The organism is Pedobacter sp. WC2423 (assembly GCF_040822065.1).
Lineage (GTDB): Bacteria > Bacteroidota > Bacteroidia > Sphingobacteriales > Sphingobacteriaceae > Pedobacter.
Window position 1 is genome coordinate 2716165 of record NZ_CP162005.1, and the last position, 13696, is coordinate 2729860.

Here is a 13696-nt window from a genome sequence, read left to right on the forward strand (position 1 = left end):
TGTAAACATAAATAAATTCAATAGACAGATAGTAAATTATGCATTGCGTTTTAAAAAATCAATGATGAAGTCATAAAGCTGATTGCTGCCAAATACCATTTGCGAGATCATTCCTATATGTTTCTTTTTAGGGATAATATGCAGTTCAGAGGGTACCTGAGCATTTATAAGTAGTTTATTCAGCCTTTCGGACTGAAGCTGTATTGCAGGATAAGTTTTCTCTCCATAAAAGATCAGATGCGGGTTTTTAATGTTCCCGGCATAATGTAAAGGAGAACCTTTTTTCCAGATTACCGGATCTTTAGAAAAGGTGCGCAGAAAATCATCATAGTTGTTATCTTTTTCCGCACTGGTCATATATTCTTTCATATCCAGACCAAAGGCATCATTCAAAATCACACCTTTTACAGGATTCGCTATACCGGCCTGCTTAAAGTAAACCGGATCAGCATTAATGAGTTCTGCAAGATGCCCTCCGGCAGAATGTCCCATCAGAAAAATCCTTTCCGGATTCCCACCATATGCACTTATATGTTCTTTTACCCATTTCACGGCTTGTGCACAATCTTCAGCCATGCGGTCATATTGATAAGCCGGCGCTAATCCGTAATTGATATTTACAGTAACTACTCCTTTACGGGCCAGGTTTCTTCCCAGCCACCAGTATATATTTTTTTTCCCGCTGCTCCATGAGCCTCCATGAATAAAAACCACCACATCTTTAGCTTTGGTTATATCTTTCTGATAAAAGACATCCAGTTGCCTGTACTGATCATTTACCGCAGTATAATTAATGTTCTTTTGTGCTTTTACTTTAGCCGTTAAAGCGAAGAATTGTCCCAGAAAGGCAAATAACATCAGTAGCTTTTTTATGTGGGTCATTCTTTATTTAATTAAGGCATTCTTCTCTTTTGTAAAGTGATTAAATACCAGTTTATCGGCCAGTGCCGGAAACAGTTTATTGATCCATACCGTTAATTTACCCTGTCCGGTCATGATCAGCGTACGTTTACGTGCTGCAATTCCATTGACAATATTTACCGCAACTTCTTCTGAGGACATCATCTTTCCTTCTTCCATACTGGTTTCTCCATGTGAGGTACCATCTTTCGCCAATGCCGCCACCCTGATATTCGAAGTGGTAAATCCCGGACAAGCCACCATCACGTGCACCCCGGTATGCAGAATCTCTGTTCTCAGCGCTTCCATAAATCCATTCATGGCAAATTTGGATGCCGAATAACCTGTTCTGCCCGGTAAACCACGATAGCCTGCAATAGAAGAAACGCCAATTATGCTTCCTTTAGTCTTCAGGATTTCAGGTAATGCATATTTAGTACAATAAACTGTACCCCAGAAATTCACATCCATCAGGTTTTTAAGGACTGATAAATCAAGTTCGTTAAAGAGCGCACGCATAGATAAACCTGCGTTATTTACCATAATATCGATCTGATTAAAGGTTAACAGGGCTTGTTTAATCAGTGCTTCACAATCTGCTTCTTTACTGACATCAGCTTGTACGGCCAAAGCTTTAATCCCGTATCTTTTTTCCAGATCGGCAGTAACTTCACATAAAGTCACAAATTGCCTGGCTGCCAGTACTAAGTTTGCACCGCGTTTAGCAAATTCTTCGGCACATGATTTTCCTATACCCGATGAAGCACCGGTAATAATGACTACTTTATTCTTAAAATCCATCGTGATTTATTTGGTTATTGAATTGACATAGGGTACCCTGGTGACTATTGAGCGGCCTAAAGTGATTTCATCTGCATATTCCAGTTCACCGCCAAAAGCGATTCCGCGGGCAATAGTGGTAATTGGTATTTGAAAGTCTTTGAGTCTTTTGTAAAGATAAAACAGGGTTGTATCTCCTTCCATCGTCGCACTTAGGGCTAAAATAACCTCCTTAACGGGTGTTGTAGCCACACGCTGAACCAGCGAGTCAATAAACAGATCGGATGGCCCGATCCCGTCCATTGGAGAGATTAAACCGCCTAATACGTGGTAAACGCCAAAATACTGAGAGGTGTTTTCTACAGCCATGACATCACGCGTATCTTCGACTACACAAATTATTTCTTTCTCCCGTTTATTGGAACTGCAAATCCCGCATATGGGCAGATCTGATATATTATGACAGATGCTACAGTGCTTGATCTCTTTTCTCAGCCTGATGATGGAGTTCCCGAAAGTATCTACTTCCTCTTGTTCCTTGTTCAATAAGTGCAGTACCAGACGCAATGCAGTCTTTTGTCCTACCCCAGGTAGTTTAGAAAATTCGTTAACAGCATCTTCGAGTAGCTTGGAAGAAAAATTCATTTACAAATTTATATTTATCTTCTGTTATTTAGAGACTGTTTAAAAATTACCGCCACTTTTTTAAACACCCTTTTGATTTTTAGCAGATGATTTTATTACATTTAGCTCCTAAAGTATAATTATATATGACTCCCGCCATACTTTTATCCTTTCTGTTAGGATATTTTGCTCTTTTAATAGGAGTAGCCTATTTCACCTCCAGGAACTCCTCTGACAACGCCTCATTTTTTATTGCGAACCGCAATTCAAAATGGTATCTGGTAGCCTTCGGAATGATTGGAACAGCCCTTTCGGGAGTAACTTTTATTTCTGTGCCCGGCGCAGTTGGCAAAGGTGAGTTTGGGTATTTCCAGTTTGTACTGGGTAACGCAGTAGGTTTCATCATTGTAGCCACCGTCCTTTTACCCCTTTATTACCGGATGAACCTCATTTCCATTTATACGTATCTGGAAAGAAGGCTGGGTGCTTACAGTTATAAAACAGGCGCCGTAATCTTCCTGATTTCCAGAACTATCGGATCTTCGTTCAGATTATACCTGGTGGCTATTGTACTCCAGAAATTTATTTTTGATGCCTGGAACATTCCTTTCTGGTTAACAATAGTACTCTGCCTGGTATTAATCTGGGTTTACACCCATAAAGGCGGCCTTAAAACTATTATCATCACCGATACACTGCAAACCGTATTTCTGCTGTTATCGGTCGTCCTTTCCATTATATTCATCGCAAAATCACTGCATCTGGATATAGCAGGCACTTTTGAAGCGGTAAAAAACAGCAGTTACTCCAAAATATTCTTCTGGGAAGATTTTCTGGGCAGCAAATCTCACTTCCTCAAACAGTTTTTAGGAGGTATTTTTGTTACCGTAGCCATGGTAGGGCTGGATCAGGATCTGATGCAAAAGAACCTGAGCATGAAAAGTATTGGAGAAGCACAAAAAAATATGTTCACTTTTACAGGGGTATTTGTAGTCATGAATATCTTTTTTCTGAGTGTAGGCGCTTTACTATACCTTTATGCTGCAAATAATGGCATAGCAGTTGCTGACTTAAAAACGCCGGATCATCTTTATCCTGAAATTGCTTTAAACCATTTAAATATCATTCCAGGGATTATTTTCATGCTGGGCTTAACGGCTGCAACATTTGCGACAACGGATTCTGCATTAACAGCCCTTACCACTTCTTTTTGTATGGACTTCCTGCATTTTGATAAAAAAGAAAATCAGAACGATCCTAAGCTGGTTACGCAGCGGCACTGGGTACATATTGGGTTTTCGGTCGTTATGGTTGCTGTAATCCTGGTATTTAAAGCAATTAATGATGATTCTGTAGTCAATTCAATATTTACCGCAGCAGGTTATACTTATGGCCCGCTGTTAGGTTTATTTGCTTTCGGGATGCTGACAAAGAAAGCAGTTGCAGATAAATTAGTACCTTATCTGTGTATTGCATCCCCTGTGTTGTGTTTTGTGATCAATACACACAGTATAAAATGGTTTGGCTATGCAATGAGCTTTGAGCTGATTGTGCTAAACGGTTTGATTACATTTTTACTACTTTGGGTTACCGGAAGAAATACGGCTGACCAAACTAAATTTTAAAATATAAATAAGCATAAAATGACGAGTGAAGAGAAAATAAGAAGCGCTTTTGAAAACAAAAACTGGCAGGAGATCAAAGTAACCGACTCATGGCAGATCTTTAAAATAATGGCTGAATTTGTAGATGGCTTTGAGAAGCTGGCTAAAATTGGCCCCTGTGTATCTATTTTTGGTTCTGCAAGAACTGCTGAAACGAATAAATATTACCAGATGGCGGTAGATTGCGGTAAGTTGCTGACTGACCGCGGTTATGGTGTAATTACAGGTGGTGGCCCTGGTATTATGGAAGCTGGTAATAAAGGTGCCCATACGAATGGAGGAAAATCTGTAGGATTGAATATTGACCTGCCTTTTGAGCAGTTCCACAATAAATATGTTGACCACAACAAATTACTGCAATTCGATTACTTCTTTGTAAGAAAAGTAATGTTCATGAAATATTCACAGGGATTTATCGTATTACCTGGTGGAATGGGAACAATGGATGAATTGTTTGAAGCGATTACATTAATCCAAACTGGTAAAATTGCCCGTTTCCCTATCGTATTGTTAGGTAAGGATTACTGGGGCGGATTAATTGACTGGATCAAAAATACCATGTTAGAGAAAGAACATAATATCCATGCAGAAGATTTAAATCTGTTCAGATTAGCAGATACCGCTGAGGAAGCAACGGAACATATCTTCAGATTCTATGATAAATACGTTCTGAAACCTAATTTCTAGGCTGATATTTAGCAGGGGTTAGAGATGACTAACCCCTCCTGATACCACTAATTTCATCGCATCAGCAGCATTCATATTTAATTCTTTGATTTTATCTTTAGAAATGACGCAAACCTGTCCTGCAAAAGAGTAAGAGAAAGGAAAATAAACTATACAATCTCCGGGTAAGCCAATAGACGACAGATCATTCTGCGTCATAAAGCCAATTCTCTTAATATCCGCGGTCATTTCTACCAAAACAGGATGATTAAATTTCTTTTCATCTCCAACAAATGCTTCAGTAAGATCTTTAATAGAAGAATAAATAAAATTCAGCCCGGGTAATCTGTTCATCCAGCGGTTGAACCAGTTGTACATAGGCTCAGTTACAAAATTGGTCACAAATATTCCCGCAGCCAGAATTAACGCAATAACCAGCGCAAGCCCCAGGCCTGGAATATTCCTGCTTTCTCCTGTTCTCGGGTCAACTCCCAGAATATTATTGACATTCAGCCAGCTATCAACGGTGGTAACTGCCCAAATGACAATGTAAATACTTAAAGCTATAGGCAATACAATCAATAACCCCTTAATGAGGTAATTTAACAGTGCCTTCCCAATCTTATTCATAACACAAAACTACTCATAAAAATAGATGCGTTTTACCCTTTGAGATATATTTGTTAAAATCTCATAGGGAATAGTATTAATTTGTTTCGCTAAATCGTCAACCGTCAGCTCATTATTGAAAATAATGACTTCATCGCCAGTTTTAGCATCCAGTCCGGTAACATCCAGCATACACATGTCCATGGCAATTGTACCGATTACCGGGGCCAGTTTACCGTTGACCAGCATCTTCCCTGTTCCATTGCCGAAAGACCTGCGGTAACCATCTGCATAACCTATTTTGACGGTTGCTGTAGTGCCCCCTTCGGGTAAAACTCCCCATCGGCCATAACCGATAGTATCCTTTGGTCCTACTGTCTTTATTTGCGTAATTGTGGTTTTTAAAACTGCTACGGTATGCAGTCCGCTCTTATCTGCGAGCCCACTGTCAAATCCATATAAACCTATACCTATTCTGACCATATCCAATTGTGCTTCCGGATGCCTGGTGATCGCTGAAGTATTAGAAATATGCTGTATAAAGTTATAACCCAATCCTTTGCGCAGAGCTCCGCTAAGGTGCAGATAGGTTTTAAGCTGATAACCTGTAAATTCATCATGCTTTGGGTCTTCACTCGCTGCAAGATGAGAAAATGCAGACATTACCTGGAGCTTTTTCGTCTGGTTTAGCAGAGGTAATAATTCTGGCAGATCTGGTTCTTCAAATCCTAATCTATGCATTCCTGTATCAATCTTAATATGCACTGGATAAGCAGTTTGCGTATCGGGTAAGAAAGCAACGAATGCTTTCAGAATGTCAAGGTTATAAAGCTCAGGTTCCAGTTTATACTTCAGAATTGCCTCGAAAGCAAATGGCTCAGGACTCATCACCATAATCGGCAAGGTAATTCCTGCTTTTCTGAGTGCAATTCCTTCATCTGTATAGGCTACAGCAAGATAATCTACTTTATGGTATTGTAATAAATTGGCAATTTCAAAACTTCCGCTGCCATAAGAGAAGGCTTTCACCATCGCCATTACTTTGACACCGGGTGCTAATTTTGATTTATAAAATTTCAGGTTGCTGGCTAATGCGTTTAAATCAATCTCCATCACTGTTCCATGAACTTTTTGTGTCAGGAGTTTACTGATCCGTTCAAATTCAAATCGCCTTGCTCCTTTAACCAGGATTGTTTCACTGTTAAAAGTTATTTCAGTAAATTTTTGAATGAACTCTTCTGTACTTTCATAAAATGATTTTGATAAATCAAACATAGAGGCAAATGCACTGATATGAGGCCCTATGCCGATCAGCCTGTCCACTTGCTTTTGTTTAAGTAAGGCCGCAATTTCAGTATAGAGTTCCGGATCTGTTTTTCCCGTTTCAGGTAAATCTGATAAAATCAGCGTTTTCAGCGGATGCTGGTTTTGCTGATTCAGGAAATCAAGAGCTATAGCCAGTGAAGAAATATCAGCGCTATAGGAATCATCAATAATAGAACATTGATTGATTCCATTTTTTAATTCCAGACGCATGTTGACGGCTGTCAGATGTTCTAAACGAATATCAGCTTGTTCTGGAGTGTATCCGAGAGCTAATAAGGCAGCCCAGCAGATAATTCCGTTTTCTACTGATGCACGGTCACCAAAAGGAAGCAGGCATTCGATTTCTTCTCCTTTGTAAAGTGCTTTCACATAGCTTTTTCCATTTATTGGTTCAACAAACAGGATAGACAAATCTGCTTCAGTTTTTGTACTCCAGGAAAATTGCTGCTCACCTGGCAGTTCATCAGCAGTTATATTTCCAGTATAATCCGGACTGTAAATAAATAGTCTGACGTCTTTGAAGAGCTTCAATTTCTCTTTCAGTTTTTCTTCCTGGGAAGTAAATCCTTCGGCATGGGCTTCTCCTATATTTGTCAGGATACCAATTGTTGGCTGTATAATTTGAGCCAGCTGCTGCATTTCTCCATTTTTAGAAATACCAGCTTCAAAGATTGCAAGTGTATGATCCTGATGAATCTGCCAGACAGAAAGGGGTACACCCAGCTGAGAGTTAAAGCTTTTTGGGCTCCTGACAATCTGGAAGTCTGCTGATAGTAACTGGTATAACCACTCTTTAACGATAGTTTTTCCGTTACTTCCTGTAATCGCGATCACTTCCAGGCCAAATGATTTGCGGTGGTTTATTGCGATGAGCTGTAAGGCAGCCTGCACGTTGTCTGCTAAAAGAAAATTAGCGTCAGGAAATTTCTCCTGGTATCCGGCTTTACTCACTACAAAGTTCTTAATACCATTGGCATAGGCTTCTGCAATAAATTCATGTCCGTCTCTGGCTGCTGATAGCGCAAAAAACAAAGAGGTTTCCGGGCTGATTACGACACGGCTGTCTATAAGGAGGCTATTAATTAAAGCGGGATGTTTTAATTCGAAGGATTTTATATTTAAAAGTTCAGCTAACTGCTGAATGGTATAGTTTATTTCACTCATTGATCCGAATACTAGAATGGGATAAAGTTAAACTTTTCTAAGAACCTGATCGGTTTAGTTTATCGCTTATTTGTAAACGGGCTGTAATAAATAATGCGGATATTTGCAGTGTCAGCTATATAAAACTGTAATTCGTATTGGAAAAAGAATATTCAAAACCGGCACTGGATAAAAGAACCGCTTTAGTTAAAGCAGAAAGTTACTGTGCTTATCAGGAGCGTGCGCAACAGGAAATCAGAAATAAGCTTTACGATTGGGGATTGCACCATGATGAGGTCGAAGAAGTGATTACAGAACTTATCCTGAATAACTTTCTGAATGAGGAACGGTTTGCGATGGCGTATGTGTCTGGTAAGTTTAACATCAAGAAATGGGGTAAGGTGAAGATCAAACAGGGCCTTAAATTGAAAAAGATTCCGGAGAAAATGATTTTAAAGGCACTTAATTCTATTGATTATGATGATTATTTAAAAACTATCCTCGCTGCTGCTGAAAAGAAATCAGCAGTTTTAATAGAGAAAGATGCCTATAAGAGGAAATATAAGCTGATTACCTACCTTATGGGGAAGGGCTTTGAAAATAATTTGATTTCTGAAGTACTGAAGGACAATAACTTAAGTTAATACCTGTTTTTTTTATTCAAAATAACTTGACAGTAATATAAAAGTCCTTATATTTGCAATCCCAAACGGAAACAAGGTATACAGTTTAAGCCTTGCGAATGTGACGGAAACATCGGATGATGTTGATAAAACCAATGCGAAAGTAGCTCAGTTGGTAGAGCACGACCTTGCCAAGGTCGGGGTCGCGAGTTCGAATCTCGTCTTTCGCTCTAAGTGTCTTCTTTACCGGAAAGCATTTATTTAAAAGGTTAACACCTGCTCAGATGGTGGAACTGGTAGACACGCAGGACTTAAAATCCTGTGACCTTAAAAGTCGTGCGGGTTCGATTCCCGCTCTGAGTACTCACTGTATAAAGTTATACAGAACCGATAATACTATACCAATGCGAAAGTAGCTCAGTTGGTAGAGCACGACCTTGCCAAGGTCGGGGTCGCGAGTTCGAATCTCGTCTTTCGCTCTAAAGCCTTCTCTAAGAAGGTTTTTATTTTTAAAAGGTTAACACCTGCTCAGATGGTGGAACTGGTAGACACGCAGGACTTAAAATCCTGTGACCTTAAAAGTCGTGCGGGTTCGATTCCCGCTCTGAGTACTGGACGGGAAAGATGTTGATTTTGCAACTCTTTCCCGTTTTTATTTGCACGTAATTTTTTGTTACGCTGATAGCTAAGCTCCAATGCTTCACATTGAACATTTGTGTAACAATTTTGCTGATTATTAGCAATGTTTCATTTTCAAATATGTTTTCTTTGCTTCATCAACAAACAAAACCCTATATGAAAAAACAAAGCTCATTACAAGAAGTAACCAGGAAGGTTGCTCTTGGCACGTTTGCAATCATCATGCTTGCAGGCTCTACAATGTTAACAAGCTGTAAAAAAGAGGTAAATGCGGAGCCTGAGGAGAGCGCTGCCCCTACAGGTAAAGCAGCAGTCGAATCCTACCAATCAGGCACACATAATGGCTTCTTCTGGTCACTTTGGAAAAGCGATGGCGCTACCGGTACAGTTAATTATGCAAATGGTGCAGCCGGAAATTACAGCGTTAACTGGAACGGATTTAATGGTAATTTTACGTGCGGTAAAGGTTATCCTACTGGTTCCACCACCTACAAAATAGGATATAATCTTGCCAGTTATTCAAATACTGGTGGTGGTACTTTCGGCTGGTATGGATGGAGCAGAACCCCTTATTATGAGTATTATGTGAACGAAACATGGGGCAAAGAATCCCCTCATACCGGCACTTTCCTGGGCACTTTTGAGAGCGATGGTACAGGTTATAATGTATGGACCCGTTTGATGCCAGGTAAAAATATTGATGGTGGTGATGGTTTCAGACAGATTTACAGCTCCAGAGTTACAAAAGCTCCTACCGGACAAAACCGCGTCATTACTTTTGCCAACCACTATAACAAATGGAAAAGCTTAGGATATACGCTTGGTCAGTTAAATATTCCGGCCATTATGGTTTCAGAGACATGGGGATCTAATACCAGTGGCAATATTAACTGTACAATCTGGGCACAACAATAAAGGCTGCTTTAAAAAATTAATACCATAAAAATACTGCCCGGCTTTTTGCCAGGCAGTATTTTTATGGTATTTCCTATCATTTACTTGAACTAAGAATACCTCTTTTAATATTGTTTAACAATTAATTATGACGAGATCAACACTTTATTTTCTTGCTTTTTCCATTTTTGCTCTTTCTGCCTGTGATTCACCGAATCGTAAAAACATAGCAGTAAATAAAAAATCACTTATCGGAAAATGGCATAGATTTTCACTAGCCAATGGATATAGCGAATTTGATATTGATTCGCAATACATAGTTTTTTATAATCAGAAAGTTGGCCGGTTCAAGCTTCCTTATAAAATAGAAAATGATTCTTTAAAATACCTTACGAGTCAATATGTAGCTAAGCTTACCTACAAAGGAGACTCAGTACTTCTTGAAGGCAACGATAGTACTAAAGCCACTTTACACAAATTTAAAGAACAGTCTATTCCTTTTAATACAATTCCTGAAGAAAAAGATTCTTTGTCATTTGCATCTTATATCACAAATTTCGATAAAAGATTAATCCGGGAGTTTGAGAAAGCCGGGATAAAAATTTCTGATGGTATGGAAAAGACTGAAGAACCTGCATATCAGGGATTATTAAAAACAAAGATCAATAGTAAATAAACCAGGCCCGCAAATAATATACATAGGTATTTCCATTCCTGGATATAGGTCTGGTTTGCAAATTCAAATCTATTTTTCGCTCTAAAACCTTCTTTAATGAAGGTTTTTTTTTGTTTTTACACAGATCGTAAAGTCAGTTAAAAAATTATGGTTTATAAAAAGTATCCGCGCTTACAAAGCCTGAGTAATTATAACATTCTAAATAATCCGATTCTTTATTGCTATATTCTTGAAGGTGCCAGTCCGTATTTTTTCTTAAAAGCGAAAGAGAAGTGTGAAAGGTCCTCAAACCCGACCTCCAGATAGACATCCGAAACCGCTTTTCCTTTTTCTTTGATCAAATGATATGCTTCTTGTAATCTTCTTTGCTGTAACCACCTGCCTGGGGGAATTTGATAAAGTTTTTCAAAATCTCTTTTAAAAGTAGCCAGGCTTCTTCCGGTTAAATAAGCAAACCTTTTCATCTCTACATTGAAGTGAAAATTCTTATTCATAAAGGCTTCCAGATCTATTTTTCCCGGTTCTGTAAAATCGAATAAGGTATCAGCCAGTTCCGGATTAGTTTGCAACAGGATCAGCATAGCTTCTCTCAGTTTTAAGGACAATAGTTTTTGATTCTCTGGTTGTTTGAATTGATAAGGAAGAAGAGAATCCATATAACTTTTGTAAATTGGGTCGGGCTTTAATTCCTGAATAATCTCACTATTATGCTTTTTAACCTTATCATAACCATATTCAACACTAAAATCACGAAGCATTTGCTGGTCAAGACGAACCGATATCGATCTGAATTCTCCATTTTCAGGTGGTATTTTAGTGAACTTAACCAGATTATTCCTTTTGCAGAACCGAAAATCACCTTCCTTAAAAATATGTGATTGGTGGCCATCATTGATATGCAGGGTCCCGGAAATCTGATAAGTAAAAATATGTTCAGGTACGAACTGCTCCCCTTCCCTGCTTTTGGTAAAGTAGCAGGAATAGAGTATTTGGGTCAATTGATTAGCTTCTTCTTTCTGGAACATATCAAGCTCAAATATATAGGATTAAACAGGCTATTGGTTTATGCTTTTTTCAACAAAGTTTTTCCTTCTTCAGTTTCCAGAAAATTTACCGCGTCTGCATGGTCTGTAGAGACAGATACCGGTATCCATTCTTCAAATTCCGCCATTTTCAAAGCTTCAGCATGTTTTACAAGCCCTACGGCTTCGCTGCCTAAAATCAAATGTACAGGTGGTTTGGGATGATCAGCTAATTCAATCATTACTTTTGCTGCTTTGTCAGGATCTCCCATGGGTACGAAATTACCTGCTTTAAAAAGTCCGGCTATCTGATCGACAGTAGATTCGTAACCTGCCGCTTTTTGCGCATAACTCATTGAATCACCAGCCCAGTCTGTACGAAATCCACCTGGTTCAATGCTGGTTACATAAATTCCAAGGTGAGCAACTTCCTGAGCCAGTGCTTCACTGAACCCACTCAGACCGAATTTAGCAGCCTGATAAATCGTGAGTCCAAAATGACCAACTCTTCCTCCCACAGAGCTGATTTGAAGAATCCTTCCTGAGCGTTGTTTACGCATATAGGGCAAAATAGCACGGGTAATAGCAATAGGTGCATTTAAATTAGTTTCCAGCTGACTGCGCACTTCCTGATCAGTAAAAGCTTCGGCAGCTCCGGTAATTCCGAAACAAGCATTGTTTACCAATACATCAATATGGCCAAAATGCCCGATAGCCGCTTTAACTGCCTGGTTAATTTGCTCCTGATCTGTGACGTCCAGCTTTACAGGATAAAGCTGATCCGGATATTTGGCCAGAAGATCGTTTAATTGTTCCGGGTTACGGGCTGTTGCCACTACATTAGCTCCACTTGCAAGTACACTTTCGGCCAGGTTTCTTCCTAATCCTCTTGAACTTCCGGTGATAAACCAAACTTTTGTCATTGTTGCTGAACTTGTCATTTTTTTATAATTTTTGTTGAGTTAAAGTTCGGTAGTATTCAGGAGGAACGTTTTGTTTAAAAGCTCAATTTTCATTTGTTATGAAGCTCAGCTTATTAACCGCAGAGGCAAAATGGATTTGTGACTTTAATTTGATATGAGATAAGACCATGACTGTTATTCACTTACCTTCCGATCAGGTGATTCTTACGGGCTGGCCGTCCCTTCTTTTTATTTAACTTAGATCTTAATAATTACAATTAATATATATTCGCATTGCTGATAATTAATTAACGATAGCATGAAATTCGAAAAGATAACCATTATAGATAACTGCGGCCTGACTGAAGAAATTATAGAACAGCTTGCTGCTTTATCAAAAAATAAAATCAGCATATATAGGGATTATCCTCAGGATGATGCTGAAACGCTTGCCCGGATTGGTGATTCAGATGCTGTACTGGTAAGCTGGCAAACAAAAATCACAGCAGAAATTATTGCAAAGACTTCTCATTTAAAATATATTGGTATGTGCTGCAGTTTGTATGATGAAGCTGCTGCAAATGTTGATATTCTGGCAGCCCGCCAAAAAGGTATCCAGGTAAAAGGGGTTAGAGATTATGGAGATGAAGGAGCGGTAGAATTTATATTCGCACAGCTGATTTTCTTACTCAAAGGCTTAATAAAGGCAAGATGGAAAGATGAGCCTATGGAGTTAAAAAACAAAAGCATAGGGATTATTGGTCTTGGAACATTAGGATTAATGGTCGCACAGACTGCTCAGCATTTTGGAATGCAGGTATATTATTTTAACCGCAGCAGAAAATATGAACAGGAAAAAAATGGGATTACATTTTTACCGCTGAAAGAGTTAATGGAATCATGTGATATCATTTCAACACATTTACCAAAAAACACAATTTTACTTACAGCAAAAGAGTTTAAGTTAAAGAAACCAAATTCAATTCTTGTCAATACATCTTTAGGAGTGCCTTTTGAGAAGGAAGCTTTTCTAAACTGGATTGCGGATGCCAGGAACTTTGCCATCTTTGATGCAGATGGAGTTGGAGATTTTGCAGAAGAATTTGCAGGCCATGAAAATATCATTTTATCAGATCAGTTTGGTGGCTTTACTTTTGAAGCGAAACAAAGACTATCAGAGAAGGTTCTTGTCAACATGACCAATTACCTGAATACTAAATAATTTTTT

Annotated in this window: 13 protein-coding genes and 4 tRNA genes; 10 read left to right on the top strand and 7 right to left on the bottom strand. The window is 38.8% G+C overall.

Going from position 1 to position 13696, the window contains the following annotated elements; translation table 11 throughout:
* Window positions 1-36: 36 nt before the first annotated feature.
* From AB3G38_RS10935 to recR, 3 genes are read right to left on the bottom strand one after another with little or no spacing between them, the layout of a single operon-like run.
* Complete coding sequence (locus AB3G38_RS10935; protein ID WP_367868507.1) at window positions 37-882, bottom strand: alpha/beta hydrolase; 846 nt, start codon at window positions 880-882, stop codon at window positions 37-39.
* A gap of 3 nt (window positions 883-885) precedes the next feature.
* Window positions 886-1701, bottom strand: a complete 816-nt coding sequence (locus AB3G38_RS10940; protein WP_367868508.1) for an SDR family oxidoreductase — start codon at window positions 1699-1701, stop codon at window positions 886-888.
* A gap of 6 nt (window positions 1702-1707) precedes the next feature.
* A complete protein-coding gene (gene recR / locus AB3G38_RS10945) occupies window positions 1708-2325 on the bottom strand; it encodes a recombination mediator RecR (protein WP_367868509.1) in 618 nt (205 codons plus the stop codon).
* A gap of 125 nt (window positions 2326-2450) precedes the next feature.
* Between recR and AB3G38_RS10950 the strand changes: the two genes are divergently transcribed.
* A complete protein-coding gene (locus AB3G38_RS10950) occupies window positions 2451-3929 on the top strand; it encodes a sodium:solute symporter (RefSeq protein ID WP_367868510.1) in 1479 nt (492 codons plus the stop codon).
* Window positions 3930-3947: 18 nt separating this feature from the next.
* Window positions 3948-4655, top strand: coding sequence for a TIGR00730 family Rossman fold protein (locus AB3G38_RS10955; protein ID WP_041884462.1), 708 nt, complete (start codon window positions 3948-3950; stop codon window positions 4653-4655).
* An 18-nt stretch (window positions 4656-4673) separates the two neighbouring features.
* On the opposite strand, the gene AB3G38_RS10960 is transcribed toward AB3G38_RS10955, so the two are convergent.
* Together AB3G38_RS10960 and AB3G38_RS10965 are read right to left on the bottom strand one after the other, a co-directional pair.
* Window positions 4674-5264 carry a DUF502 domain-containing protein gene (locus AB3G38_RS10960; RefSeq protein ID WP_367868511.1) on the bottom strand — a complete coding sequence of 197 codons (591 nt, stop codon included), beginning with the start codon at window positions 5262-5264 and terminating at the stop codon, window positions 4674-4676.
* A 9-nt stretch (window positions 5265-5273) separates the two neighbouring features.
* Entirely contained in the window at window positions 5274-7733 is a 2460-nt protein-coding gene (locus tag AB3G38_RS10965) for a bifunctional UDP-N-acetylmuramoyl-tripeptide:D-alanyl-D-alanine ligase/alanine racemase (RefSeq protein ID WP_367868512.1), read from the bottom strand.
* A gap of 137 nt (window positions 7734-7870) precedes the next feature.
* On the opposite strand from AB3G38_RS10965, the gene AB3G38_RS10970 reads away from it, so the two are divergent.
* The 7 genes from AB3G38_RS10970 (at window position 7871) to AB3G38_RS11000 (ending at window position 10544) form a co-directional block, all read left to right on the top strand.
* Window positions 7871-8356 carry a regulatory protein RecX gene (locus AB3G38_RS10970; RefSeq protein ID WP_367868513.1) on the top strand — a complete coding sequence of 162 codons (486 nt, stop codon included), beginning with the start codon at window positions 7871-7873 and terminating at the stop codon, window positions 8354-8356.
* A 136-nt stretch (window positions 8357-8492) separates the two neighbouring features.
* A tRNA-Gly gene (locus tag AB3G38_RS10975) sits at window positions 8493-8565 on the top strand.
* 48 nt (window positions 8566-8613) lie between these two features.
* A tRNA-Leu gene (locus AB3G38_RS10980) sits at window positions 8614-8698 on the top strand.
* A gap of 43 nt (window positions 8699-8741) precedes the next feature.
* Window positions 8742-8814: transfer RNA gene (locus AB3G38_RS10985), tRNA-Gly, on the top strand.
* Between the two features lie 47 nt (window positions 8815-8861).
* Window positions 8862-8946, top strand: a tRNA-Leu gene (locus AB3G38_RS10990).
* A gap of 184 nt (window positions 8947-9130) precedes the next feature.
* Window positions 9131-9889, top strand: a complete 759-nt coding sequence (locus AB3G38_RS10995) for a glycoside hydrolase family 11 protein (protein WP_367868514.1) — start codon at window positions 9131-9133, stop codon at window positions 9887-9889.
* Window positions 9890-10016: 127 nt separating this feature from the next.
* Entirely contained in the window at window positions 10017-10544 is a 528-nt protein-coding gene (locus AB3G38_RS11000; RefSeq protein ID WP_367868515.1) for a hypothetical protein, read from the top strand.
* Window positions 10545-10765: 221 nt separating this feature from the next.
* Here AB3G38_RS11000 and AB3G38_RS11005 read toward each other — a convergent pair whose 3' ends face one another.
* Both AB3G38_RS11005 and AB3G38_RS11010 read right to left on the bottom strand, forming a co-directional pair.
* Window positions 10766-11569 (bottom strand): helix-turn-helix domain-containing protein, encoded by an 804-nt coding sequence (locus tag AB3G38_RS11005; protein WP_367868516.1) that lies wholly within the window; start codon window positions 11567-11569, stop codon window positions 10766-10768.
* A 38-nt stretch (window positions 11570-11607) separates the two neighbouring features.
* Window positions 11608-12507, bottom strand: a complete 900-nt coding sequence (locus AB3G38_RS11010) for an oxidoreductase (protein WP_367868517.1) — start codon at window positions 12505-12507, stop codon at window positions 11608-11610.
* A gap of 280 nt (window positions 12508-12787) precedes the next feature.
* Between AB3G38_RS11010 and AB3G38_RS11015 the strand changes: the two genes are divergently transcribed.
* On the top strand, window positions 12788-13690 hold the full coding sequence (locus tag AB3G38_RS11015) for an NAD(P)-dependent oxidoreductase (protein WP_367868518.1): 903 nt from the start codon (window positions 12788-12790) through the stop codon (window positions 13688-13690).
* The last annotated feature ends 6 nt before the right edge of the window (window positions 13691-13696 follow it).